Source organism: Pseudomonas sp. PK-RTE-24, from assembly GCF_054052265.1.
The window spans coordinates 5623214-5648822 of the sequence record NZ_CM133224.1 but is presented as its reverse complement, the minus strand read 5'-3'; the positions used below and the strand labels follow the sequence as shown (position 1 = coordinate 5648822).

Here is a 25609-nt window from a genome sequence, read left to right as displayed (position 1 = left end):
TTCTGTGGGGTGTCGTGTCAAAAATGAGGCGATTTGCCAGCGACTATAGCGGGCCTCGCATAGTCGCTTAAAGATTAAAAAGCTCTGTGCTTATTCCACTTTCTTGAACAGCTGACTGCCGCAGCGGGAACAGAACGCTGCGCTCTGTTCATGGCTCTTTTTCTGACAGCCCGGGCAGTCATGTTGCAGCTGTTCGCCGCGCATGGCATTGGCCAGTTCTGCGGTAAAAATCCCCGTGGGTACGGCGATGATCGAGTAACCGGTGATCATCACCAGCGAGGAAATCACCTGGCCCAGCGGCGTCTTCGGCACGATGTCGCCGAAGCCCACAGTGGTCAACGTCACGATTGCCCAATAGATGCCTTTGGGAATGCTGGTGAAGCCATGTTCCGGGCCTTCGATCACGTACATCAGCGTGCCGAACACTGTCACCAGCGTGCACACGCTGACCAGAAACACGACGATTTTCTGCTTGCTGCCACGCAGCGCCGACATCAGATAGTTGGCTTGCTTGAGATACGGGCTGAGCTTGAGCACACGGAAAATCCGCAGCATCCGAATGATGCGGATGATCAGCAGATACTGCGCATCGCTGTAATACAGGGCGAGGATGCCCGGCACGATCGCCAGCAGATCCACCAGGCCATAAAAGCTGAAGGCATAGCGCAGCGGCTTGGGCGAGCAGTACAGACGCAGGATGTATTCGCCGAGGAAGATCGCCGTGAAGCCCCACTCGATATAGGCCAGAACGTCGGCGTAATTACGGTGGATGCTGTCGATACTGTCGAGCATCACGATCACCAGACTGGCGAGGATGATCAACAGCAGGATGCCGTCGAAGCGACGCCCGGCCGGGGTGTCGCTCTGGAAAATCATGACGTAAAGCCGTTCGCGCCAATTGTTGCTGCTGTCCATGGATAACGCCTGAATCGAAGATCAGCGCAGCCTAGGGTGATTCTCCCCGTGAGCGCAAGACTCATGCGCGAGCGAAGCTTTGCCAAGCATTTGAATGCCAGCCCGGATCAACCAGCAGGCGAGGATGAACGGCGCGGTCAGCGTGGCCAGCCCGAGGGCGGCAAACAGCGGCGTCACCAGCAAGGCCAGGACAATGGCGAGCAGCGGCAGCCACGGATTTTGTCGCTGAGCGCTGAAGGCGAGGGCGGCGAGTACAGCGTTGTAGCCACCGAGCCCGAGCAGTGCGGCGGACGTTTCGTGGTGCAGCAGACTCGAGCCGAGGCCGATCGCCGACGCCAGCAGCGCCCAGCAGAAAGCGCGGCGATCGGCGAGCAGCAAACCGCTGGCGATCAACGCCCCGGCCAATGGATGGTCGAGAAACATCACCTGGCCGAATCCGCGCAGTTCAGCGGCCAGCAGATTTGTCGTGTTCAGGTCGACCGATGCCGCCGGCGCGGACGGCTCGGCGAACATCAGCAGCACCCAACTGAGCGCCACGAACGGCGAGGTATACGCCGGTATGGCGCGACTGCGGTACACGTGTTTGAGCCATTGCTGAGTAAGCATCGCGCTCAAGCCACCGGCTGCAAGAATCAACGGCGGCAGCAGTGGCGACCAAGGGAAATACAGGCTCAGCAGCAGGCCGAGCAGCACGCCGTTGTAGCTGAACAACCCGGCCTGGCGATCGGCCTTGGCGTAGTTGCGCCGCTGCGCGGTGAGCAGACCGGCAACGCCACCGAGCAGCGCCCCGGCGAACAGCACCGGCGCGGTCAGCAGGATCGCCAACAGACACAGCAGGCCGCACAGCGGATGGCGCTGGAAGAAAATCTGACTGAAACCGTTGAGCAAAGCCTCGGCCCAGTCGGGGCAGTGGGTGTTGAAATGATTGGCAGGCATGTTGAGAAAATCTGGGCAGTTGGAACATCAAAAGGTCTTGCAAGTCCCTGTGGCGAGGGGATTTAGCGAAACGTCGCACCGCCCCGTTCGGCTGCGCAGCAGTCGTCGCTTTTGAGGGTGTGACGGTTTCCACAGAGAAACCGCATTCTCCGATGGGGGGCCGCTTCGCAGCCCAACGGGGATAAATCCCCTCGCCACAAGGTTATGCACCCACTTTTAGGGTGGGTTAAATCAACGTCTCGATGCGCAGCGAATTGGTCGACCCCGGCTGCCCGAACGGCACGCCAGCGGTGATCAGCAGCGTATCGCCACGCTCGGCCATGCCTTGCGCCTGAGCAATCTCCAGTGCCGTCGAGCAGACTTCGTCGACCTGACGCAGGCGATCGTTGACTACCGAATGAATGCCCCACGCCACGCTCAAGCGCCGCGCCGTTTGCAGGTTCGGCGTCAGATTGAGGATCGGCGCTTTTGGCCGCTCGCGCGATGCGCGCAACGTCGAGGCGCCGGACTCGCTGTAATTGACCAGCACCGCCACCGGCAGCACGTTGCTGATCCGGCGGATCGCACAGCTGATCGCATCGGAAACCGTCGCCTCGGCTTTCGGTCGGCTGACGTCAAGCTGGGTCTGATAATCCGGGCCGTTCTCAACTTGACGGATGATCTTGCTCATCATCTGCACGGCTTCCAGCGGGTATTCGCCGGACGCGGTCTCCGCCGAGAGCATCACCGCATCGGCGCCTTCGGCCACGGCGTTGGCGACGTCAGTCACCTCGGCACGGGTTGGGGCAGGGGAGAAGCGCATTGACTCGAGCATCTGCGTCGCCACCACCACCGGTTTGCCCAGCGCGCGGCAGGTGGTGATGATGTTTTTCTGAATCTGCGGCACGCTCTCCGCCGGCACTTCCACACCAAGATCGCCGCGCGCGACCATGATCGCGTCGCTCAACTCAGCAATCTCACGCAATTGCTCGACCGCCGAAGGCTTCTCGATTTTCGCCATCAGAAACGCCTTGTCGCCGATCAATGCGCGGGCTTCGACAATGTCCTGCGGGCGCTGTACGAACGACAGCGCGACCCAGTCCACACCCAATTCCAGGCCGAAGCTCAGATCGCGGCGATCCTTGGCGGTCAGCGGGCTCAGGTCGAGCACCGCTTGCGGCACGTTCACACCTTTGCGATCAGACAGTTCGCCGCCGTTGAGCACGCTGGTGTCGATTGCATCGTTGTACTTGGTGACCACGCGCAGACGCAGCTTGCCGTCGTCGAGCAGCAGGTCCATGCCCGCTTCCAGCGCGGCAATGATTTCCGGATGCGGCAGGTTGACCCGGCGCTCATCGCCCGGTGTCGCATCGAGATCCAAGCGGAACGCCTGACCGCGATGCAACTGCACCTTGCCGTCAGCGAACTTGCCCAAACGCAGTTTCGGCCCTTGCAGGTCCATCAGAATGCCCAGCGGATAGTTGAGCTGGCGCTCGACTTCGCGGATCCATTGATAGCGCTTGGCGTGGTCGGCGTGATCGCCGTGGCTGAAGTTCAGGCGGAAGATGTTGACCCCGGCTTCGACCAGCTCGCGGATGTCGTCGATACCGTCGACCGCAGGGCCGAGGGTGGCGAGGATTTTGACCTTTTTATCAGGCGTCATGATTTGCAGTTCTCAAGGATCAGAATGGCGCGGAAGTCGTTGACGTTAGTGCGGGTCGGCTCGGTGACGATCAGCGCATCGAGCGCCTGGAAGTAGCCATAGCCGTTGTTGTTATCCAGCTCGTCGCTGGCGCTCAGACCCAGTGCGGCGGCGCGGGCGTAGCTGTCCGGAGTCATGATTGCGCCGGCGTTGTCTTCCGAGCCGTCGATGCCATCGGTGTCGCCGGCCAGCGCGTAGACGCCGGGCTGGCCCTTGAGGCTGTCGGTCAGGCTGAGGAGGAATTCGGCGTTACGCCCGCCACGGCCATTGCCGCGCACGGTTACCGTGGTCTCACCGCCAGAAAGAATCACGCACGGCGTCGCCAGTGGCTGGCCGTGATTGATGATCTGTCGGGCGATGCCGGCGTGGACTTTCGCCACTTCGCGGGATTCGCCTTCGAGATCGCCGAGAATCAAGGTGCTGAAACCGGCCTGACGGCACTTCACCGCCGCCGCGTCCAGCGATTGCTGCGGGCGGGCGATCAACTGGAAGTGGCTGCGCGCCAGGGACGGGTCGCCGGGTTTGACGGTTTCCGATTCCGGACTTTGCAGCCAGGTGCGCACGGAGGCGGGAATGTCGATGCCGTAGCGCTTGATGATCGCCAGTGCTTCGGCCGAAGTGCTCGGGTCGGCCACGGTCGGGCCGGAGGCAATGACGGTGGCGAGGTCGCCCGGCACATCGGAAATCGCGTAGGTGTAAACCGTCGCCGGCCAGCAGGCCTTGCCGAGGCGGCCGCCCTTGATCGCCGAGAGGTGCTTGCGCACGCAGTTCATCTCGCCGATGGTCGCACCGGATTTGAGCAGGGCTTTGTTGATCGACTGCTTGTCAGCGAGGGTGATGCCTTCGGCCGGCAGGGCGAGCAAGGCAGAGCCGCCGCCGGAGAGCAGGAAGATCACGCGGTCGTCTTCAGTCAGGTTGCTGACCAGTTCCAGCACACGTTTGGCCACGGCCAGACCGGCGGCGTCCGGCACCGGGTGCGCGGCTTCGACCACTTCGATTTTTTCGCACGGGGCGCCGTGACCGTAGCGGGTCACCACCAGACCGGTGACTTCACCCTCCCAGCAGCGCTCGACCACTTGCGCCATGGCGGCAGCGGCTTTGCCGGCACCGATGACGATAACCCGACCCGTGCGATCGGCAGGCAAATGGGCTTCGAGGACTTGGTTCGGATGGGCCGCGTCGATGGCTGTGGCAAACAGCTCGCGCAGCAGTTGTTGCGGATCGACCGACATGGCGGGCTCCCGGAATTCTTGTTATTCGAAAGGGCGACTCAGGTCCCTTGTGGGAGCGAGCCTGCTCGCGAACGCGGTATGTCAGCCAACATGGATGTTGAATGTGAAGCCGCTTTCGCGAGCAGGCTCGCTCCCACAGGGTTTTGTGCAGGCTTTATTTATTGTCGCGAATCGAGAAATTGGCCATGTGCTCCAGGCCCTTGATCAGCGCCGAGTGGTCCCAGTTGCTGCCGCCGATGGCCGCGCAGGTGCTGAATACCTGCTGGGCATTGGCGGTGTTCGGCAGGTTGATGTTCAGTTCCTTGGCGCCTTGAAGGGCCAGGTTCAGGTCCTTCTGGTGCAGGCTGATGCGGAAGCCCGGGTCGAAGGTACCTTTGATCATGCGCTCGCCGTGCACTTCGAGGATCTTCGAAGAAGCGAAACCGCCCATCAGCGCTTCACGCACCTTGGCCGGATCGGCACCGTTTTTCGAGGCGAACAGCAGGGCTTCGGCTACGGCCTGGATGTTCAGCGCGACGATGATCTGGTTCGCCACTTTGGCGGTCTGGCCGTCGCCATTGCCACCAACCAGGGTGATGTTCTTGCCCATGGCCTGGAACAGCGGCAGGGCGCGTTCGAAGGCATCGGCGTCGCCACCGACCATGATGCTCAGGGTTGCGGCCTTGGCGCCGACTTCACCGCCGGAAACCGGAGCGTCGAGGTACTGCGCGCCTTTCTCGTTGATTTTGGCGGCGAAGGCTTTGGTGGCGGTCGGCGAAATCGAGCTCATGTCGATCACGACTTTGCCCTTGCCGATACCGGCCGCGACGCCGTCGGCGCGGAACAGCACGTCATCGACCTGCGGGGTATCCGGAACCATGACGATGATGAATTCGGCTTCCTGCGCCACTTCGCGCGGGTTGGCCAGGGCGACGGCGCCAGCGGCGACCAGATCGGCCGGGGCCGCGTCGTGGTGTTGCGACAGGAACAGGCTGTGACCGGCTTTCTGCAGGTTCGCCGCCATTGGGTGGCCCATGATGCCGGTGCCGATGAATCCGATTTTAGCCATGAGAAAATCCTCTTGTTTTTTTCGTGCTCAAGCAAATAGGGGAGCTGCTTTTCATGTGGGAGCGAGCCTGCTCGCGAATGCGGTGGAACATTCAATATCCGTGTTGACTGAACCACCGCATTCGCGAGCAGGCTCGCTCCCACAGGGGATTTGCTGTGTTTCTTAGATTGCGTTGTGTGATTTCAACCAACCCAGGCCCGCTTCGGTGGTGGTCAGCGGTTTGTATTCGCAACCGACCCAACCCTGATAACCGATGCGATCAAGGTGTTCGAACAGGAAGCGGTAGTTGATCTCACCAGTGCCCGGCTCGTTGCGCCCCGGGTTGTCCGCGAGTTGCACGTGGTTGATCTCGCCCAGGTGCGATTGCAGGGTGCGGGCCAGATCGCCTTCCATGATTTGCATGTGATAGATGTCGTATTGCAGGAACAGATTGGCGCTGCCGACCTGCTCGCGAATCGACAGGGCCTGCGCCGTGTTGTTCAGGTAGAAACCTGGAATGTCGCGGGTGTTGATCGCTTCCATCACCAGTTTGATGCCCACCGCTTGCAGCTTGTCGGCGGCGTATTTGAGGTTGGCAACGAAGGTCTTTTCCACAGTGGCATCGTCAACGCCTTGCGGGCGGATACCGGCCAGGCAGTTGACCTGGGTGTTGCCCAGCACTTGTGCGTAAGCGATCGCCAGATCGACCCCGGCGCGGAACTCTTCGACCCGATCCGGCAGGCAAGCGATGCCACGCTCGCCCTTGGCCCAGTCACCGGCCGGCAGGTTGAACAGCACTTGGGTCAGCCCGTTGGCCTCGAGTTTTGCCTTGATTTCAGCCGAGCTGAAGTCGTACGGGAACAGGTATTCCACCCCACTGAAACCGGCCTTGGCGGCGGCGTCGAAACGGGCAAGGAAATCCTGTTCGGTGAACAGCATGGACAGGTTGGCTGCGAAACGCGGCATGGTGGTCTCCTAAAAACTGATGAGGCACGGTAGGTCAGACTGAACGCGATCAGTCCCCTCTCCTTGGGGAGAGGGTTAGGGTGAGGGGGAATCCTGAGTCAGATCCCGATTGTGCGAACACCGCAAAACCTTTCCCTCACCCCAGCCCTCTCCCAGAGGGAGAGGGGGCTAAAAGCAATCAATCGAGCAACGAAATCGCCGTCGGCGCATCGTTGCCGACCAGTGCCAGGTCTTCGAACTCGTTGACCGCGTTGATCTCGGTACCCATGGAGATGTTGGTCACACGCTCCAGAATGATCTCGACGATCACCGGCACCTTGAACTCTTCGATCATCTGTTCGGCCTTGCGCAGGGCAGGGGCGATTTCCGACGGTTCGAACACACGCAGTGCCTTGCAGCCGAGGCCTTCGGCGACTGCGATGTGGTCAACCCCGTAACCGTTGAGTTCCGGCGCATTGAGGTTATCGAAGGACAGCTGCACGCAGTAGTCCATTTCGAACCCGCGCTGGGCCTGACGGATCAGACCCAGGTACGAGTTGTTCACCACGACGTGGATGTACGGCAGTTTGAACTGAGCGCCGACCGCCAGTTCTTCGATCATGAACTGGAAATCATAGTCCCCCGACAGGGCCACGACTTTGCGGTTCGGATCGGCCTTCACCACGCCCAGCGCCGCCGGAATGGTCCAGCCCAACGGGCCGGCCTGACCACAGTTGATCCAGTGACGCGGTTTGTAGACGTGCAGGAACTGCGCGCCGGCAATCTGCGACAGACCAATGGTGCTGACGTAGCAGGTGTCCTTGCCGAACACCTGGTTCATTTCTTCATAAACGCGCTGCGGTTTGACCGGCACGTTGTCGAAGTGGGTCTTGCGATGCAGGCTGGCCTTGCGCTGCTGGCAATCCTGCAGCCAGGCACTGCGGTTTTTCAGCTTGCCGGCGGCTTGCCATTCACGGGCCACTTCGATGAACACGGTCAGCGCGGCAGCGGCGTCGGAAACGATGCCCAGATCCGGGGTGAACACGCGGCCGATCTGCGTGCCTTCGATGTCGACGTGGATGAACTTGCGACCTTCGGTGTACACGTCAACCGAACCGGTGTGACGGTTGGCCCAACGGTTACCAATGCCCAGCACCACGTCGGATTTGAGCATCGTCGCGTTGCCGTAACGGTGCGAAGTCTGCAGGCCGACCATGCCGACCATCAGCGGGTGATCGTCAGGGATGGTGCCCCAGCCCATCAGGGTCGGGATGACCGGGATGCCGGTCAGCTCGGCGAACTCCACCAGCAGATCACTGGCATCGGCGTTGATGATGCCACCACCGGCGACCAGCAATGGACGCTCGGCCTGATCCAGCAGCGCCAGAGCCTTCTCGACCTGCACGCGGGTCGCGGTCGGTTTGGCCAGTGGCAGCGGTTGGTAAGCGTCGATGTCGAATTCGATCTCGGCCATCTGCACGTCGAACGGCAGGTCGATCAGCACCGGGCCTGGACGGCCGGAGCGCATTTCATAGAAGGCTTTCTGAAACGCATAAGGCACCTGGCCCGGTTCGAGAACGGTGGTCGCCCACTTGGTCACTGGCTTGACGATGCTGGTGATGTCGACAGCCTGGAAGTCTTCCTTGTGCATACGGGCGCGGGGTGCCTGACCGGTAATGCAGAGGATTGGAATCGAGTCAGCCGAGGCGCTGTAGAGCCCGGTGACCATATCGGTGCCGGCCGGGCCGGACGTGCCGATGCACACGCCGATATTGCCGGCCTTGGTGCGGGTGTAGCCCTCGGCCATGTGCGAGGCGCCTTCAACGTGGCGAGCAAGGACGTGATCGATGCCACCGACCTTCTGCAAGGCGGAGTACAGCGGGTTGATCGCTGCGCCCGGGATGCCAAAAGCGGTATCAACCCCTTCACGGCGCATCACCAGAACGGCGGCTTCGATTGCTCTCATTTTGCTCATGGTTTTGTGCCTCTTTACGTTTTGTAATTGTATACAAGTGGCTTTGCGCAGAGTGTATTCACGGCGGACGGCGCAGGTCAATCCATTTTCTCAAGCGCCTGTTTCATTCGTCGGAAGCCCGATGTGCTGTGGCTTTTCGTCGCATGTGGCGCTTTTCGAGAATTATTGTATACAAAAAAATAATTCATTGTGTTCTATTTGTGGCATCGGACTGCGTCACAAACGCGCGGTCCCACGACTTTCCCTATAACAAAATGAGGACGGCACCATGAGCGCTTTAACCTTGAAAGTCGCAGTCAACCTGGTCAGCGAAGCCATCAACGCAGGACGCGGCATCAACGCCGCACCTCTGACCATCGCGGTACTCGATAACGGCGGCCACCTGATCGCCCTGCAACGCGAAGACGGCGCCAGCCTGCTGCGCCCGGACATCGCCATCGGCAAAGCCTGGGGCGCCATCGCCCTGGGCAAAGGCTCACGCCTGCTCGCCCAGGACGCCCAGCAACGCCCGGCGTTTTTTTCTTCGTTGAACAGCATGGGGCAGGGCAGCGTAGTGCCGGCACCGGGTGGGGTGTTGATTCGAAATCAGGCGGGTGAAGTGCTAGGCGCGATCGGGATCAGTGGGGATTTGTCGGATGTGGATGAGCAGGTGGCGATCAGAGCGGTGGAAGCGCTGGATTTGAGGGCGGATGGCGGGGTGGTTGGTTGAATGTCAGTGTCTGAATAACCGCTTTCGCGAGCAGGCTCGCTCCCCCATTGGATCAGGGTTGGACACAAAATGTCTGAACACCTGAAGCCCACTGTGGGAGCGAGCCTGCTCGCGAATACGATCTGCGCTACACATCTTGCTAAAAGTCTGACGCTCTCTTCGCCATCTCCACGGCTAGCCTTCTCATGATCAACATATGAGAAGGCAACGGAATGCCGGGTTTATCTGCTTCACATCGCTTGCGCATCGGACGCTATTCAGAACACAACCGCATTTACCTTCTGACCGCCAATACCGCCGGGAGAGAACCTGTATTCAGCGATTTCTTCCTCGGCAGATTGCTTGTAAACCAATTTCGGGCAGCTGAGGAAACGGGATTGGCCAATTCTCTGGCTTGGGTCGTAATGCCAGATCATTTTCACTGGCTGATTGAATTGAAGAGTGGCTCGCTCGGCGAATTGATGCAGCGAACTAAATCCCTCAGCACTAAATCGGTAAAGCTTTCGACCGGTAGAAAGTCCAGCCTTTGGCAACCTGGCTTCCATGACCGGGCACTGCGTAAAGAGGAGAATCTGGTGAAGATGGCTCGGTATGTCATTGCCAACCCATTGCGGGCAGGGCTGGTCAAAAGCCTTGGCGACTATCCGTTGTGGGATTCGATCTGGTTATGAGTTGAGGTCTGCGGTGCAGCTATTCGCGAGCAGGCTCGCTCCCACAGTGGATCTGGGTTGGACACAAAATGTCTGGACACCACAACCCCTGTGGGAGCGAGCCTGCTCGCGAAGCGGTTCCCCCGATCTCACCGATCCGGCTCACACCCCTTCAACACCAACCGGATAATCGTCTGCGCCGCCGCTTCATAATCGGCTTCATCAAGCTTGTCTTTCCCGGTCACCGCGGAAATCTGCCAGTCGAAGTCGGCGTAGGTCTGGGTCGCGGCCCAGATGCTGAACATCAGGTGGTTGGGGTCGATCGGGGCGATCTGGCCGCGGTCGATCCAGCTCTGGATGCAGGCGATGTTGTGTTTGGCCTGGGCGTTGAGCTGCTCTACCAGGTCAGCGCTCAGGTGCGGGGCGCCGTGCATGATTTCGCTGGCGAACACCTTGGAGGCGTAGGGCAGGTCGCGGGAGATGCGGATCTTCGAGCGGATGTAGCCGCTCAGCACTTCGCTCGGTACGCCGTCCGGGTTGAACGGGGTCGAGGCCTGCAGAATCGGCTCGATGATGCTTTCCAGCACCTCGCGATAGAGGTTTTCCTTGGATTTGAAGTAGTAGTAGACGTTGGGCTTGGGCAATCCCGCCTTGGCGGCGATGTCGCTGGTTTTGGTCGCCGCGAAGCCCTTGTCGGCAAACTCTTCGCTGGCGGCGCGCAGGATCAGTTCTTTGTTACGCTCGCGGATTGTGCTCATAAACCCGGTGGTTCCTTGCCTGTTCTGGCGGTGGCGCATGGTAGCACCGGCCTTGAGCGGCGCTCAACAATGCAGCCTGTGGCCGGCGGTCGCGTTATGCTTGGCAACATTCATACACAGAAGGAAACAGGATTCATGGCAGGAAGCAGTTTGCTGGTGCTGATCGATGACATCGCCACCGTTCTGGATGACGTTGCGTTGATGACCAAGATGGCCGCGAAGAAGACCGCCGGGGTGCTCGGTGATGATCTGGCGCTCAATGCCCAGCAGGTTTCGGGCGTGCGCGCCGAGCGGGAAATTCCCGTGGTGTGGGCGGTGGCCAAGGGCTCGTTCGTCAACAAACTGATCCTCGTGCCGTCGGCGCTGGCAATCAGCGCCTTTGTGCCTTGGCTGGTGACGCCGCTGTTGATGGTCGGCGGCGCGTACCTGTGTTTCGAGGGTTTTGAAAAGCTCGCGCACAAGTTTCTGCACAGCAAAGAGGAAGACGAGGCAGAACACGCACAGTTGACCGAAGCAGTGGCCGATCCGGCGACCGATCTGGTGGCGTACGAAAAGGACAAGATCAAAGGCGCGATCCGCACTGACTTCATTCTCTCGGCAGAAATCATTGCGATCACCCTCGGCACCGTGGCAGATGCCTCGCTGACCCAGCAAGTGGTCGTCATGTCCGGCATAGCCATTGTCATGACCGTGGGCGTTTACGGTTTGGTGGCGGGCATCGTCAAGCTCGACGACCTGGGGCTGTGGCTGACGCAGAAGCCCGGGCAGATGGCGAAAAAGATCGGCGGCGGCATTCTCAGCGCCGCGCCGTACATGATGAAAACCCTGTCGGTGGTTGGCACGGCAGCGATGTTCCTGGTCGGCGGCGGCATCCTGACCCATGGCGTGCCGGTGCTGCATCACTGGATCGAAGGTGTCGGCGCAGCGGCGGGCAGTGCCGGGTTTGCCGTACCGATGCTGCTCAATGGTGTTGCGGGGATTATTGCCGGTGCTGTGGTGTTGGCGGTGGTTTCGGTCGTAGGCAAGCTCTGGAAAGCGCTGAAGGGTTAGTCAGCAACACATAACAAATGTGGGAGCGAGCCTGCTTGCGAATGCGGTAGTTCAGTCAATATCGATGTTGACTGAAACTCCGCGTTCGCGAGCAGGCTCGCTCCCACAGTGTTTTGCGCCAGCCGATTTACTCGGCGATCTGCAACTTGCGCGCTTCGGTGTAGACGTACCGCACTTTCTCGTACTCGAACGGCGAGTTCATCTGGCCGTAGCGGAAGCTGGTCTGGTAGCGCTTGTCGATCGCACGCAAGGCCCAGACTTCCGGGTGGTTGGAGCTGACTTCCGCGACGTTGAGGAAGTTGATCGCGGTGTCGGCGGTGTAATCCACGGCCAGACCTGCGGTGTCGCGGATGTTCGACGGGCCGAAGATCGGCAGTACGAAGTAGGCGCCGCCCGGTACGCCATAGAAGCCCAGAGTCTGCCCGAAGTCCTCGTTCTGGCGCGGCAGGCCCATGGCGGTTGCCGGATCCCACAGACCGGCGATGCCGATCGTGGTGTTGAGCAGCAGGCGCGCAGTGGTTTCCATCGAGCGCTGGCCCTTGAACTGCAGCAGGCTGTTGACCAGGTTCGGCACGTCGCCAATGTTGTTGAAGAAGTTGCTCACCCCGGTACGCACGAAGCTTGGGGTGATGTAGCGATAGCCATCGACCACTGGCAAGAACACCCACTGGTCGAAGCGGTAGTTGAAGTGATAGACCCGGCGATTCCACGATTCCAGCGGGTCATAGACGTTCAGCGCGTTGAGCGTCGAACGTTCGAACTCGCGCTGGTCCAGGCCCGGGTTGAACTTGAGTTTGGTCAGCGGCTGTTTGAAGCCATCGCTGTCGACCACCACCGGTGCATCGGCTTTACTGTTGTCGGCCTGGGCCACGCCTGCACAGAGGAACGCTGCAATCAGCAGGAGATATTTAGCCACGGAAGAACTCCAGCATGGCGTCGCTGTTGACGCGGTAGTTAAGGTTGCCGCAGTGGCCGCCCAGTGGATAAACGGTCAGGCGATCACCGAAGGTTTTACGCAGGAAGCCCAGGTCGCCAGGGCCGAGGATGACGTCGTCGGCGTTGTGCATGACGGCGATTTTCGGGCTGTCGTGCAGGTAGTCCTTGAGCGCATACAGGCTGACCTGATCGATCAGTTGCAGCAGGCTGCCGCCGTCGGTGCGTGCGCGCCACATCGGAATAACCTGCTCGGTGATGTAGCAGTCGAAATCGCATTGCAGCGCACGCTTGAGGAACGGCGTGAGGCTGGTGCCTTCGGTGATCGGGAATTTCGGCGGGGTGATCAGGCCGCGACGGTTGACCAGGTCCGAGGTGTAGGCAATGTCGGCTGCCGAAAAGCGGAACGACGTGCCGATGAGCATGGCCATCTGTTCGTTGGTCAGGTGCTGTTTGGACTGCTGGAAGTCGTACAGCAGCGCATCGTTGAGGTCGATGTAGCCTTTCTGCTGGAAGTAGCGGGTCAGCTTGGTCAGTACCAGTTCGTAGAACGTGGTGCTGTTGTTGATGCCCTTGACCTCGGTTTGTACCAGCTTGTCGAGGTTGGTCACCGAGGTGTATAGGTTGACCGGCGGGTTGAGCAGCAGGACTTTCTTGAAGTTGAAGCTGCGGCGCGTTTCGTCCAGATGCGCGACGAACGCGGCATCGAGGGCGCCGAGGCTGTAGCCGGTCAGGTAATACTCGGTGACCGGCAGCTTCGGGTTCTGCGCCCGCACGGCCTGCATCACCCGATACATGTCTTCGGCGTCTTCCTTGGTCACGCCCGGCGTGGCGAAACGCGAGGCAGCGCTGATGAAGTCGAAGCTCGTCGGCGACGACAACTGCACGACGTGGTAGCCGGCCTTGTAATACAGCTTTTTCAGGTATTCGTTGAGCGTGCTGTCAAAGCGCGCGCCGGTGCCGGCAATCAGGAAGATAAGCGGCGCCGGTTTGTCCTGCGTGGCGATGCGGTAAGTGAGTTTCTTCACTGCCCAGAAATTGTCCGGCAGTTGGAATTCACGCTCCGGGCGCAGGGTGAGGCTGCGGTCCGATTGATTGATGTCGTCGTCCAGCGGCAGCTCCGGACGCAGATCCGGTGGTGTCGTGGCGATCGTCGCCTCGAACGGGTTGGTCAGCGGGTAGCCATAGCTGGCGGCGTCGATATCCACCGCCAGCGCGGACGCACTCAAGATAAGGCCGCTGAACAGCGCGGCGAAGCGCAAGGAACGGAGCATGACTAGATCCCTTAGAGGAAGGTGCCGATTGAAGTTCGCAGGCTATGACCACCAGCCGTGCGCCAAAGTGCCATGCCGCGGCACCAAACAGGCGGAATTCGGGGTAATAGTAGCTGGACGATACACGTTGCAAGGGCTTGCTGAACAGTTAACAGTTGTTAGTGCTTGCGAATGCCGGTCGGCAGATTAAGCTGGCCGCCGATTTCCGCAGATTGGAGTGCTCCATGTCCCGCCGCTTGCCCGTTATTGTGCTGCTCGTTTTGTTGCCGCTGTGGCTGGCCGGCAGTTATGCCGCGCGCTATGGCTTCATGGAAGACGGGCAGTGGGTGGGCATCTGTGTCGACGAGGCCGGCCGTTGGGAATGCGTGGTGCGGTCGAACCTCGGGCTGATGATTCATTTCAAGGTGCTGGGCTGGGCGGCGGTGGGCGCGGCGGTATTGGCGTTTGTATTGCCGGGACGGGCAGGGTGGTGGCTGGCGGTGCTGGCGCTGGTGTTCGGCCTGCCGGCGCTGGCGTTGTACAACACCACATTAGCGGTATTTGCGGTGGTGATTGCCGGGTTGCGCCTGGTCCGCGAGTCCCGCAGCGCGTGACAGTCAGTCATCGCGGGCAAGCCCGCTCCCACAGGGATTGAGGTAAACACAACATTTGCGTGCAGCAGAAATCCTGTGGGAGCTGGCTTGCCAGCGATGGCGATTTCGAAGGCGCTGAAATCAGGCCTTGCGAACCCGCAGGCATCGCCACAACGCCACCACCATCAATCCACTCACCAGCGCCCAGCCCCACGCCTGCTGATTCAGCATCCCTTCCTGATACAACTGCGGTGCAATCCCCGCGCCGACGATAAAGGTCAGCAGAGCAACCTCCCGACGCGGCACGCTCACCGGGCGGCACAGGTAGACCAGCGCCGGCAGCACGAACGCCATGCTGGCGAAACTGCGATAGCGCGGGTCGAAGACCATTTCCAGCATCATCACCGCCGCGGCAAAACCGGCCGCCGCGATCAGCCAGCCGGCGCGACGCTCGAGCAAATCGAAGGCTCGCGCGCGCCAACCGCTGCCTGCGCTCAACGTCAGCGCGGCATGCGCGAGCACCAACAGATTCAACCCGGTCAGCAAGCCGACCCACAGCCATTCACCGGCAAACCGTGTGGTCAATCGAGCCAGATCGCCCCAGGCGCCAATCGAGCACGCTGCGACCGCGCCCAGCAGCGGTAGCAGCAACGCCGAACGAGTGGTGCGCACGCGTCCACCAAGGATCAGCGTGCCGAGGAAAATCAAAGCACCGACTGCCAGCCATTCTTTCCAGTACGGCACATTGCTCACCGGTCCGGCGAGCACGCCTTTGTCCTGTCGATCCGCATCGAACAGCCCCCAGTAGCCGCCGACCGCGCCTTCACTGCCGCGCTTCCACGGTTGATCAAAGGCTTCGATCAGGTTGTAGCGCCAGCCCTCCTGCTCGGCCATCGCCACGAATCCACGAATGAATTTCGCCTCGTTGACCCGGCTCGGCACGGCGGTTTCGCGCTGGCGGCCTTCGCTGGGCCAACCGGTTTCGCCGATCATCACGTCCTTGGGCGCGAACTTGTTGCCGAACACCTGACGCACATCCGCCACATGCCGCAGCGCCACGTCGATATTCGACGGATCGTCTTCCCAGTACGGCAGCAAGTGGATGGTCAGAAAATCCACAGCCGGCGCGACTTCCGGGTGCTTGAGCCAGAATTCCCAAACATCGGCGTAAGTCACCGGTTGCTTGACCTGGCTTTTTACCTTGTTGATCAGCCGGGCCAGTTGCGCGCCAGTGACCTCTTTGCGCAGCAGCGCTTCGTTGCCGACGATTACGGCGGTGACCACGTCGGGGTTGGCATTGGCCGATTTGATCAGCAGGTCGACTTCCTGCTCGGTATCGACGGGGTTGCTATTGACCCAGGCGCCGATCATCAACTTCAGACCGTGCTTGCGCGCCAGATCGGGCAGGGCGTCGAGGCCGGTCATCGAGTAGGTGCGGATGCATTCAAAGCGCGTCGCCAGCAGCGCGAGGTCGGCATCCATGCGCTCGGGGCGCAATTTGAACGGCACGTCGAACGGCGATTGGTCTTTGTCGAACGGTGTGTAGGAGGCGCATTGCAACTTGTGCGTCGGCGTCGCGGCGTCCGGCAGGATCACCGGTTGGCCGAGGCCATACCAGAAACCGCTAAGGGCCAGGAGCCCGAGCAGGCAGGCGAACAGATAAGGCAGAAAAGGAAATCGGTACGTTGCGGACATGGTCAGGCCGAGTGGCTGCAAAGCGACGCATGTTACCTGCATTTATAGAAGGGCTGGTGGCTTGCAGGCGTTGTCCATGCAAAGTTCGGGCGGATTGTCTGGCGTCAATTAATCTCGCTTGATTAATGGCTTTCTGATGTCGTTTCTCGCTGCCTTGAGGTCGCTGACAGAGCAGGTCGCCGGCCGCTTGAGGTTGATGATCAAACCATCAGTACCCTTTTTGAAAAATCGGCTGATGTTCGGTGTGTGAGGTCCGGCGTGATGGGGGCGCTGTGCACCATAACAATACGTTGACGATGCCCGGCATCCGTCGGGCGCAGCATTTCGGGGAAGTAAACGATGAAGATGCGACGACTTTTAGGCGCAGGTGCCGCTTTGGCGCTTGCGATGAGTTCCACTTTCGCCAACGCTGAAAAACAGACCCTGAACATCGGTTACGTTGACGGCTGGTCCGACAGCGTCGCGACCACCCACGTGGCGGCCGAAGTGATCAAACAGAAGCTCGGTTATGACGTGAAGCTGCAAGCTGTCGCCACCGGGATCATGTGGCAGGGCGTGGCCACCGGCAAACTCGATGCGATGCTCTCGGCCTGGCTGCCCGTGACCCACGGTGACTACTGGACGAAAAACAAGGATCAGGTCGTCGATTACGGCCCGAACTTCAAGGACGCGAAGATCGGCCTGATCGTGCCGGAGTACGTCAAAGCCAAATCGATCGAAGACCTGAAAACCGACGACACCTTCAAAAACCGCATTGTTGGCATCGACGCCGGTTCAGGCGTAATGCTCAAGACCGATCAGGCGATCAAGGATTACGGCCTGGACAAATACAGCCTCAAGGCCAGTTCCGGCGCCGGCATGATTGCCGAGCTGACCCGCGCCGAGAAGAAGAACGAATCCATCGCCGTCACCGGTTGGGTGCCGCACTGGATGTTCGCCAAGTGGAAACTGCGCTTCCTCGACGACCCGAAAGGCGTGTATGGCCAGGCTGAAACCGTGAACAGCATCGGCAGCAAAGGCCTGGACGCCAAGGCGCCGGAAGTGGCCAAATTCCTGAAAAACTTCCAGTGGGCCTCGAAAGACGAAATCGGCGAGGTCATGCTGGCGATTCAGGACGGTGCCAAGCCTGATGCAGCGGCCAAGGACTGGGTGGCCAAACACCCGGAACGTGTAGCTGACTGGACCAAGTAATTTAAACACCGCCACACCCCTGTGGGAGCGAGCCTGCTCGCGAATGCAATCTGTCAGTTGATGCAATATCGACTGATACGACGCCTTCGCGAGCAGGCTCGCTCCCACAGTTTTTTTCTGTGTACCGGAAAATGGCAAAAACATCATGGCCATCTACTACTAAGGTCGTCTGGAACCTCTCTCGCAGCCGCATACATTAGCTACGTTCCAACAATAATTTGTGCTGCGAGGATAAAAACAATGAACGACAGCATTTACCTCTCGATTCAAAACAGTCCCCGATTCAAGGAGCTGGTTCAGAAACGGGAACGATTCGCCTGGATTCTCTCGGCAATCATGCTTGGGCTCTACTCCGCATTCATCCTGCTGATCGCATACGGGCCGCACGTGCTCGGGGCGAAACTCAGTCCTGAATCCTCGATCACCTGGGGCATCCCGATCGGTGTCGGTCTGATCATTTCAGCCTTCGTCCTGACCGGCATCTACGTGCGCCGCGCCAATGGCGAGTTCGACGACCTGAACAATGCGATTCTCAAGGAGGCTCAGCAATGATCCGGCGTCTACTGGCTTTATTGAGTGTTGCGGCTTTCGCGCCGAGTGTCTGGGCGGCTGACGCATTGACGGGGGAGGTGGCCAAACAGCCGCTGAACATCCCGGCGATCCTGATGTTCGTGGCCTTCGTCGGCGCGACGTTGTACATCACCTACTGGGCTTCGAAGAAAAACAATTCGGCCGCCGACTACTACGCGGCGGGCGGCAAGATCACCGGTTTCCAGAACGGCCTGGCGATCGCTGGCGACTACATGTCGGCGGCGTCCTTCCTGGGGATCTCCGCGCTGGTGTTCACCTCCGGCTACGACGGCCTGATCTACTCGATCGGCTTCCTCGTGGGCTGGCCGATCATTCTGTTCCTGATCGCCGAACGCCTGCGCAACCTGGGTAAATACACCTTTGCCGACGTGGCGTCCTACCGCCTCGGGCAAACCCAGATTCGCACCCTGTCCGCCTGCGGTTCGCTGGTGGTGGTGGCGTTCTACCTGATCGCGCAAATGGTCGGTGCCGGCAAGCTGATCCAGCTGCTGTTCGGCCTCGATTACCACGTTGCGGTGATCCTGGTCGGCGTGCTGATGTGCATGTACGTGCTGTTCGGCGGCATGCTTGCGACCACTTGGGTGCAGATCATCAAGGCAGTGTTGTTGCTGTCCGGTGCCTCGTTCATGGCGCTGATGGTGATGAAGCATGTGGGCTTCGACTTCAACACACTGTTCTCCGAAGCGATCAAGGTTCACGCCAAGGGCGAAGCGATCATGAGCCCCGGCGGTCTGGTGAAGGATCCGATCTCGGCATTCTCGCTGGGTCTGGCGCTGATGTTCGGCACCGCTGGCCTGCCGCACATTCTGATGCGCTTCTTCACCGTGAGTGACGCAAAAGAAGCGCGCAAGAGCGTGCTGTACGCTACCGGTTTCATTGGCTACTTCTACATCCTGACCTTCATCATCGGCTTCGGCGCGATCCTGCTCGTCAGCACCAACCCGGCCTTTAAAGATGCAGCGGGCGCCTTGCTCGGCGGCAACAACATGGCGGCGGTGCACCTGGCCAACGCGGTGGGCGGCAGCATCTTCCTAGGCTTCATCTCGGCAGTGGCGTTTGCAACCATTCTGGCTGTGGTAGCCGGTCTGACTCTGGCTGGTGCTTCGGCGGTTTCTCACGACCTGTACGCCAGTGTGATCAAGAAGGGCAAGGCCAACGAGAAAGATGAGATTCGCGTGTCGAAGATCACCACCATCGCCCTGGCGGTGCTGGCGATTGGTCTGGGCATTCTGTTCGAAAGCCAGAATATTGCGTTCATGGTCGGCCTGGCGTTCTCCATCGCGGCGAGCTGCAACTTCCCTGTGCTGCTGCTTTCGATGTACTGGAAGAAGCTGACCACTCGCGGCGCGATGATTGGTGGCTGGCTGGGTCTTGTCAGTGCTGTTGGTCTGATGATCCTCGGCCCAACCATCTGGGTGCAGATTCTGCATCACGAGAAGGCGATCTTCCCTTACGAATATCCGGCGCTGTTCTCGATGATGATTGCGTTCATTGGGATCTGGTTCTTCTCGATTACCGACAAGTCGGCGGCTGCGGATAACGAGCGGGCGCTGTTCTTCCCGCAGTTTGTGCGTTCGCAGACCGGGTTGGGGGCGAGTGGGGCGGTTTCGCACTAAGAGATCAGTTGTAAGCTGCAAGCTGCAAGAAAACGCCCTGATTGAGAGATTGGGGCGTTTTTTTGTGGGCGGTTATTGGTTGGTTTGGTGTGTATATCCGTTTTTTGCAGTGCTGCGGCTGGCGGTTTCGCCCTTACGGCGACTTACTTTTTTACAAGCGCCAAAAAAAGTAAGCAAAAAACGCTAGCTCCTGCGTTCGGCCCTCGCAGGCTCGGGTTCCTTCGCTGCGGGATCGATCCGGGCGCAGCGGCTCCGGTTTGCTTCGCTGCACCTCCTTCCGCTGTGTCTGGCTGCGCCAGACGGTCGCTGCGCTCCCACGCCCGGATCAATCCCTCCACTCAGCCTTCCGACGTCGCCGGTGGATCAAGATCAAGAGCACTCGAGCTTGCGCTCATTGTTGAGTGGTTAGAAGCGTCGCATGGCTTGAGATTTTCGGTGGATTCGCCCCTCACCCCAGCCCTCTCCCGAGGGAGAGGGAGCCGATTTGTGTGGTGTTCAAAACCTGCATTCGACTCGGTATCGCAAGTCGGCGTGTTTCGCCCAAACACCTCGGTCAGTCCCCTCTCCCTCTGGGAGAGGGCTAGGGTGAGGGGCTCTTGATCTGGCTTTGGCCTTTGCTTTTGATCTTTTGCCCTTTCGGCAGGCTTCGTTACCGGATCGGTCCCGTAACGAAGGTACCCCGAGCCCCAGCGAGCGGGCCGTACGCCGGAGCAAAGCCTTTTGGGTTACCTTTTTGGCGTTTGGAAAAGGTGACTCGCTGTAAGAGCGAAACCGCCAGCGGCAGCACCCGCAGCAACGGATATGCCCCCAAAATCCAAAAACCAGTCGGCCCGAAGGCCGCTGAAACCACAAACAAAAACGGCCTCAATATAAGAGGCCGTTCCTGACACACCACTAAACCATCACAAAAAAGAAAAACCTTATTTGCGATCTTCCAGCTTGGTAATGTCACGCGACTCGTAACCGGTGTACAGCTGGCGCGGACGGCCAATCTTGTACGGGCTCGAAAGCATTTCTTTCCAGTGCGAAATCCAGCCCACAGTACGCGCCAGGGCGAAAATCACCGTGAACATGCTGGTCGGAATGCCGATCGCCTTGAGGATGATCCCCGAGTAGAAGTCGACGTTCGGGTACAGCGAGCGCTCGATGAAGTACGGGTCGGTCAACGCGATCTCTTCCAGGCGCATGGCCAGTTCGAGTTGCGGATCGTTGTTGATGCCCAGTTCCTTCAGCACTTCGTCGCAGGTCTGCTTCATGACAGTCGCGCGAGGGTCGCGGTTCTTGTAGACGCGGTGACCGAAGCCCATCAACTTGAACGGATCGTTCTTGTCCTTGGCTTTGGCGATGAACTTGTCGATGTTCGACACATCGCCAATCTCGTCGAGCATGGTCAGCACGGCTTCGTTCGCACCGCCGTGGGCAGGACCCCACAGTGCGGCGATACCGGCGGCGATGCAGGCGAACGGGTTGGCACCCGAAGAGCCGGCCAGACGCACGGTGGAGGTCGAAGCGTTCTGCTCGTGGTCGGCGTGAAGGATGAAGATCCGGTCCATGGCCTTGGCGAGTACCGGGCTGATCGGTTTGATCTCGCACGGGGTGTTGAACATCATGTGCAGGAAGTTTTCCGCGTAAGTCAGATCGTTGCGCGGGTACATCATGGGTTGGCCCATGGAGTACTTGTAAACCATCGCTGCCAGGGTCGGCATCTTCGCAACCAGACGGATCGCGGAAATTTCGCGATGCTGCGGGTTATTGATGTCCAGGGAGTCGTGGTAGAAGGCCGAGAGGGCGCCGACTACACCGCACATGACGGCCATCGGGTGGGCGTCGCGACGGAAACCGTTGAAGAAGGTTTTCAGCTGCTCGTGAACCATGGTGTGGTTCTTCACGGTGCTGACGAACTGGGCCTTCTGTTCTGCGGTCGGCAATTCGCCGTTGAGCAGCAGGTAGCAGGTTTCCAGGTAGTCCGACTTTTCAGCCAGCTGTTCGATCGGGTAGCCGCGGTGCAACAAAATGCCGTTGTCGCCGTCGATATAGGTAATTTTCGATTCGCACGAAGCGGTCGACATGAAACCCGGGTCGAAAGTGAAGCGGCCCGTGGCCGTCAGGCCCCGAACATCGATTACATCGGGACCAACGGTGCCGGTTAAAATGGGCAGCTCGACGGGGGCTGCGCCCTCGATGATCAACTGCGCTTTTTTGTCAGCCATGTGGCCTCCTATTTATGCTTGAACCATCAGACAGACCCCCCACGCAGGGCCCGCACCACTATAGTGAGATAAATTCGAATGTCAATTTGCCTAAAGTCTTGCTCCAGAAGGCTTTAAGCCGACTTTTTCCTCGAAATTGCCTGCCATTTACGCCTTTTATGCAACTTGTGCAATCCGCTATTGGGGGTAGGTGAACGCGTTGTCATTAGTAGCCTAACTGTCTATACTCGGCCACCGACCGCCAAGGGCTTTTGGGCTTGCTTTCATTGGGGGTCGCATCCCTGGGTGGTGGTTACCTGACCAGTGCACTCCCCAACAACTTTGCCCTGATTGTTAGGGGCTCTTCAGTGTGAAAAAAAAGCCGTGAAAAGCCAACGACCTGTAAACCTAGACCTAAGGACCATCAAACTCCCAGTCACTGCTTACACGTCCATTCTTCACCGTATCTCCGGTGTCATCCTCTTCGTGTGCCTTGCCATCATGCTTTACGCATTGGACAAGTCGCTGAGCTCCGAGGAAGGCTTCGGTCAGGTGAAAGCGTGTCTGACCAGTCCGCTAGCCAAGCTAGTGATTTGGGGCATCCTGTCCGCTCTGCTGTATCACCTGGTAGCCGGTGTGCGCCACTTGATCATGGACATGGGCATCGGTGAGACGCTGGAAGGCGGCAAACTGGGCTCGAAAATCGTTATCGCCGTTTCCGTGGTGGTAATCGTTCTGGCAGGAGTCTGGATATGGTAACTAACGTCACTAACCTGTCGCGTTCGGGCCTCTATGACTGGATGGCACAGCGTGTGTCTGCGGTCGTTCTCGCGGCTTACTTCATCTTTCTGATCGGATACATCGTCGCCAACCCTGGCCTCGAGTATGCCCAGTGGCATGAACTGTTCGCTCACAACGGAATGCGTATTTTCAGCCTGCTGGCCCTTGTTGCTCTGGGCGCTCACGCCTGGGTCGGCATGTGGACCATCGCGACCGACTACCTGACGCCAATGGCGTTCGGCAAGTCCGCAACGGCGATACGTTTCCTTTTCCAGGCAGTATGCGGCGTTGCGATGTTCGCTTACTTCGTCTGGGGTGTGCAGATTCTCTGGGGTATCTGATTCATGGCTAACATTCCAACGATTTCTTTCGACGCCATCATTATTGGTGGTGGCGGTGCCGGCATGCGCGCTGCGCTGCAGCTGGCACAGGGCGGCCACAAGACTGCGGTGATCACCAAGGTTTTCCCGACCCGTTCGCACACCGTGTCCGCACAGGGCGGCATCACGTGCGCCATCGCTTCCGCCGACCCGAACGATGACTGGCGCTGGCACATGTACGATACCGTCAAGGGTTCCGACTACATCGGTGACCAGGACGCTATCGAATACATGTGTCAGGAAGGCCCTGCCGCTGTTTTCGAGCTGGACCACATGGGTCTGCCGTTCTCGCGTACCGAGCAAGGCCGCATCTACCAGCGTCCATTCGGTGGCCAGTCCAAGGATTACGGCAAGGGCGGTCAGGCTGCACGTACCTGCGCTGCATCCGACCGTACCGGTCACGCGCTGCTGCACACCCTTTATCAGGGCAACCTGAAAGCCGGCACTACGTTCCTCAACGAGTACTACGCTGTTGATCTGGTGAAAAACCAGGAAGGCGAATTCGTTGGTGTGATCGCGATCTGCATCGAAACCGGCGAAACCTCCTACATTCGTGCCAAGGCCACGGTTCTGGCCACTGGCGGTGCAGGCCGTATCTACGCGTCCACCACCAACGCCCTGATCAACACCGGTGACGGCGTCGGCATGGCTCTGCGTGCTGGCGTGCCGGTACAAGACATCGAAATGTGGCAGTTCCACCCGACCGGCATCGCCGGCGCCGGTGTACTGGTTACCGAAGGTTGCCGTGGTGAAGGTGGTTACCTGATCAACAAGCACGGCGAGCGTTTCATGGAGCGTTATGCTCCGAACGCGAAGGACCTTGCAGGTCGTGACGTGGTTGCCCGTTCGATGGTCAAGGAAATCATCGCCGGCAACGGTTGCGGTCCGAATGGCGACCACGTAATGCTCAAGCTCGACCACCTGGGCGAGGAAGTGCTGCACAGCCGTCTGCCAGGCATCTGCGAACTGTCGAAGACTTTCGCCCACGTTGACCCGGTCGTTGCTCCGGTTCCGGTTGTGCCGACCTGCCACTACATGATGGGCGGCGTTGCCACCAACATTCATGGCCAGGCGATCACCCAGAACGCCGAAGGTCAGGACCAGATCATCCCTGGCCTGTTCGCGGTAGGCGAAGTGGCTTGCGTATCGGTACACGGTGCGAACCGTCTGGGCGGCAACTCGCTGCTCGACCTGGTGGTCTTCGGTCGCGCTGCCGGCCTGCACCTGGAAAAGGCGTTGACCGATGGCATCGAATACGACGACGCTACCGAGTCCGACATCGAAGCTGCACTGTCGCGTCTGAACGCGCTGAACAACCGTACCGACGGTGAAGACGTTGCCACCCTGCGTCGCGAGCTGCAAAGCTGCATGCAGAACTACTTCGGTGTATTCCGTACCGGCGAATACATGCAGAAGGGCATCGCTCAGCTGGCCGATCTGCGCAAGCGTATCGCCAACGTGAAGATCAACGACAAGTCGCAAGCGTTCAACACTGCACGTATCGAAGCGCTGGAACTGCAGAACCTGCTGGAAGTGGCTGAAGCTACCGCCATCGCGGCCGAAGTACGTAAAGAGTCCCGCGGCGCTCACGCCCGTGAAGACTTCGAAGACCGTGATGACGAAAACTGGCTGTGCCACACCCTGTACTTCCCGGGTGACAAGCGCGTCACCAAGCGTGCCGTGAACTTCTCGCCGAAGACTGTTCCGACTTTCGAACCTAAAGTCCGGACTTATTAAGGGTGACCGCCATGTTGCAAGTCAGTGTTTATCGCTACAACCCTGATCAGGACGCCGCGCCGTTCATGCAGGATTTCCAGGTCGATACCGGTGGTAAAGACCTGATGGTGCTGGACGTGCTGGCCCTGATCAAAGAGCAGGACGAAGGTTTCTCCTATCGTCGCTCCTGCCGTGAAGGCGTCTGCGGCTCCGACGGCATGAACATCAACGGCAAGAACGGTCTGGCCTGCATCACGCCGCTGTCTGCCGTTGTAAAAGGCAACAAACTGATCGTTCGTCCGCTGCCAGGTTTGCCGGTTATCCGTGACCTGGTTGTCGATATGAGCATCTTCTACAAGCAATACGAGAAGGTGAAGCCTTACCTGCAGAACGACACGCCGGCTCCGGCCATCGAGCGTCTGCAGTCGCCAGAAGAGCGCGAAAAGCTCGACGGTCTGTACGAGTGCATCCTGTGCGCCTGCTGCTCGACCTCTTGCCCGTCCTTCTGGTGGAACCCGGACAAGTTCCTGGGTCCTGCTGCGCTGCTGCAAGCCTACCGCTTCCTGGCAGACAGTCGCGACACCAAGACCAGCGAGCGTCTGGCTTCACTTGACGACCCGTTCAGCGTTTTCCGCTGCCGGGGCATCATGAACTGCGTCAACGTATGTCCGAAAGGCCTGAACCCGACTAAGGCCATCGGTCACATCCGTAACATGCTGCTTTCGAGCGGCGTGTGATTCAGCTGCTGTAACCGTTGTACCGTAGAGGCTGTGGCGCGGGCTTCAACCCGCGTC

The 25609-nt window shown here is 59.5% G+C and carries 23 protein-coding genes; 11 read left to right on the top strand and 12 right to left on the bottom strand.

Features of this window, described 5'->3' with window-relative positions; translation table 11 throughout:
• Window positions 1–90: 90 nt before the first annotated feature.
• The 7 genes from ACV8MC_RS25360 to gcl form a co-directional block, all read right to left on the bottom strand.
• The gene (locus ACV8MC_RS25360) at window positions 91–915 is read right to left on the bottom strand and encodes an ion transporter (protein ID WP_041479613.1); all 825 of its coding nucleotides are present in this window, start codon (window positions 913–915) and stop codon (window positions 91–93) included.
• Between the two features lie 21 nt (window positions 916–936).
• On the bottom strand, window positions 937–1851 hold the full coding sequence (locus ACV8MC_RS25355) for an urea transporter (RefSeq protein WP_457263955.1): 915 nt from the start codon (window positions 1849–1851) through the stop codon (window positions 937–939).
• A 226-nt stretch (window positions 1852–2077) separates the two neighbouring features.
• A complete protein-coding gene (gene pyk / locus ACV8MC_RS25350) occupies window positions 2078–3493 on the bottom strand; it encodes a pyruvate kinase (protein ID WP_457263953.1) in 1416 nt (471 codons plus the stop codon).
• Window positions 3490–4764 (bottom strand): glycerate kinase type-2 family protein, encoded by a 1275-nt coding sequence (locus ACV8MC_RS25345; protein ID WP_457263951.1) that lies wholly within the window; start codon window positions 4762–4764, stop codon window positions 3490–3492. Before ACV8MC_RS25345 ends, pyk begins: the two co-directional genes overlap by 4 nt.
• A gap of 154 nt (window positions 4765–4918) precedes the next feature.
• A complete protein-coding gene (locus ACV8MC_RS25340) occupies window positions 4919–5812 on the bottom strand; it encodes a 2-hydroxy-3-oxopropionate reductase (protein WP_016771028.1) in 894 nt (297 codons plus the stop codon).
• Window positions 5813–5974: 162 nt separating this feature from the next.
• The gene (gene hyi / locus ACV8MC_RS25335; protein ID WP_056783872.1) at window positions 5975–6757 is read right to left on the bottom strand and encodes a hydroxypyruvate isomerase; all 783 of its coding nucleotides are present in this window, start codon (window positions 6755–6757) and stop codon (window positions 5975–5977) included.
• Window positions 6758–6935: 178 nt separating this feature from the next.
• The gene (gcl, locus tag ACV8MC_RS25330) at window positions 6936–8711 is read right to left on the bottom strand and encodes a glyoxylate carboligase (RefSeq protein WP_042607573.1); all 1776 of its coding nucleotides are present in this window, start codon (window positions 8709–8711) and stop codon (window positions 6936–6938) included.
• A gap of 268 nt (window positions 8712–8979) precedes the next feature.
• Here gcl and ACV8MC_RS25325 point away from each other — a divergent pair, with 268 nt between their 5' ends.
• Both ACV8MC_RS25325 and ACV8MC_RS25320 read left to right on the top strand, forming a co-directional pair.
• Window positions 8980–9420, top strand: coding sequence for a GlcG/HbpS family heme-binding protein (locus tag ACV8MC_RS25325; protein ID WP_041479606.1), 441 nt, complete (start codon window positions 8980–8982; stop codon window positions 9418–9420).
• 212 nt (window positions 9421–9632) lie between these two features.
• The gene (locus tag ACV8MC_RS25320) at window positions 9633–10091 is read left to right on the top strand and encodes an REP-associated tyrosine transposase (RefSeq protein ID WP_423522196.1); all 459 of its coding nucleotides are present in this window, start codon (window positions 9633–9635) and stop codon (window positions 10089–10091) included.
• Between the two features lie 128 nt (window positions 10092–10219).
• Here the strand turns inward: ACV8MC_RS25320 and ACV8MC_RS25315 are convergent, their stop codons facing one another.
• A complete protein-coding gene (locus ACV8MC_RS25315) occupies window positions 10220–10828 on the bottom strand; it encodes a TetR/AcrR family transcriptional regulator (protein WP_041479604.1) in 609 nt (202 codons plus the stop codon).
• Window positions 10829–10963: 135 nt separating this feature from the next.
• On the opposite strand from ACV8MC_RS25315, the gene ACV8MC_RS25310 reads away from it, so the two are divergent.
• Window positions 10964–11878 carry a DUF808 domain-containing protein gene (locus ACV8MC_RS25310; RefSeq protein WP_310215026.1) on the top strand — a complete coding sequence of 305 codons (915 nt, stop codon included), beginning with the start codon at window positions 10964–10966 and terminating at the stop codon, window positions 11876–11878.
• 127 nt (window positions 11879–12005) lie between these two features.
• On the opposite strand, the gene ACV8MC_RS25305 is transcribed toward ACV8MC_RS25310, so the two are convergent.
• Complete coding sequence (locus ACV8MC_RS25305; protein ID WP_041479602.1) at window positions 12006–12794, bottom strand: MlaA family lipoprotein; 789 nt, start codon at window positions 12792–12794, stop codon at window positions 12006–12008.
• Complete coding sequence (locus tag ACV8MC_RS25300) at window positions 12787–14085, bottom strand: serine/threonine protein kinase (RefSeq protein ID WP_258707793.1); 1299 nt, start codon at window positions 14083–14085, stop codon at window positions 12787–12789. The genes ACV8MC_RS25305 and ACV8MC_RS25300 overlap by 8 nt, the downstream gene beginning before the upstream one ends.
• Window positions 14086–14309: 224 nt before the next feature.
• Between ACV8MC_RS25300 and ACV8MC_RS25295 the strand changes: the two genes are divergently transcribed.
• On the top strand, window positions 14310–14678 hold the full coding sequence (locus tag ACV8MC_RS25295; RefSeq protein ID WP_236169683.1) for a hypothetical protein: 369 nt from the start codon (window positions 14310–14312) through the stop codon (window positions 14676–14678).
• Between the two features lie 120 nt (window positions 14679–14798).
• Here ACV8MC_RS25295 and ACV8MC_RS25290 read toward each other — a convergent pair whose 3' ends face one another.
• Window positions 14799–16394 (bottom strand): glycoside hydrolase family 17 protein, encoded by a 1596-nt coding sequence (locus ACV8MC_RS25290; protein WP_457263945.1) that lies wholly within the window; start codon window positions 16392–16394, stop codon window positions 14799–14801.
• Between the two features lie 297 nt (window positions 16395–16691).
• On the opposite strand from ACV8MC_RS25290, the gene ACV8MC_RS25285 reads away from it, so the two are divergent.
• The 3 genes from ACV8MC_RS25285 to ACV8MC_RS25275 all read left to right on the top strand — a co-directional run bounded on the left by ACV8MC_RS25285 (window position 16692) and on the right by ACV8MC_RS25275 (window position 19750).
• Window positions 16692–17543 carry a glycine betaine ABC transporter substrate-binding protein gene (locus ACV8MC_RS25285; protein WP_101158684.1) on the top strand — a complete coding sequence of 284 codons (852 nt, stop codon included), beginning with the start codon at window positions 16692–16694 and terminating at the stop codon, window positions 17541–17543.
• Window positions 17544–17783: 240 nt separating this feature from the next.
• The gene (locus tag ACV8MC_RS25280) at window positions 17784–18095 is read left to right on the top strand and encodes a DUF485 domain-containing protein (protein WP_016771016.1); all 312 of its coding nucleotides are present in this window, start codon (window positions 17784–17786) and stop codon (window positions 18093–18095) included.
• Window positions 18092–19750 carry a cation acetate symporter gene (locus tag ACV8MC_RS25275; protein ID WP_016771015.1) on the top strand — a complete coding sequence of 553 codons (1659 nt, stop codon included), beginning with the start codon at window positions 18092–18094 and terminating at the stop codon, window positions 19748–19750. The genes ACV8MC_RS25280 and ACV8MC_RS25275 overlap by 4 nt, the downstream gene beginning before the upstream one ends.
• A gap of 920 nt (window positions 19751–20670) precedes the next feature.
• Here the strand turns inward: ACV8MC_RS25275 and gltA are convergent.
• The gene (gene gltA / locus ACV8MC_RS25270; RefSeq protein WP_003222994.1) at window positions 20671–21960 is read right to left on the bottom strand and encodes a citrate synthase; all 1290 of its coding nucleotides are present in this window, start codon (window positions 21958–21960) and stop codon (window positions 20671–20673) included.
• Between the two features lie 363 nt (window positions 21961–22323).
• Here gltA and sdhC point away from each other — a divergent pair, with 363 nt between their 5' ends.
• Genes sdhC through ACV8MC_RS25250 form a run of 4 tightly spaced genes read left to right on the top strand, consistent with a single transcriptional unit; the run spans window position 22324 to window position 25552 of the window.
• A complete protein-coding gene (gene sdhC, locus ACV8MC_RS25265) occupies window positions 22324–22698 on the top strand; it encodes a succinate dehydrogenase, cytochrome b556 subunit (protein ID WP_016773673.1) in 375 nt (124 codons plus the stop codon).
• A complete protein-coding gene (gene sdhD, locus ACV8MC_RS25260) occupies window positions 22692–23060 on the top strand; it encodes a succinate dehydrogenase, hydrophobic membrane anchor protein (RefSeq protein WP_008049683.1) in 369 nt (122 codons plus the stop codon). Before sdhC ends, sdhD begins: the two co-directional genes overlap by 7 nt.
• 3 nt (window positions 23061–23063) lie before the next feature.
• Window positions 23064–24836 (top strand): succinate dehydrogenase flavoprotein subunit, encoded by a 1773-nt coding sequence (sdhA, locus tag ACV8MC_RS25255; RefSeq protein WP_024012149.1) that lies wholly within the window; start codon window positions 23064–23066, stop codon window positions 24834–24836.
• 11 nt (window positions 24837–24847) lie between these two features.
• Window positions 24848–25552, top strand: coding sequence for a succinate dehydrogenase iron-sulfur subunit (locus tag ACV8MC_RS25250; protein WP_016773675.1), 705 nt, complete (start codon window positions 24848–24850; stop codon window positions 25550–25552).
• The last annotated feature ends 57 nt before the right edge of the window (window positions 25553–25609 follow it).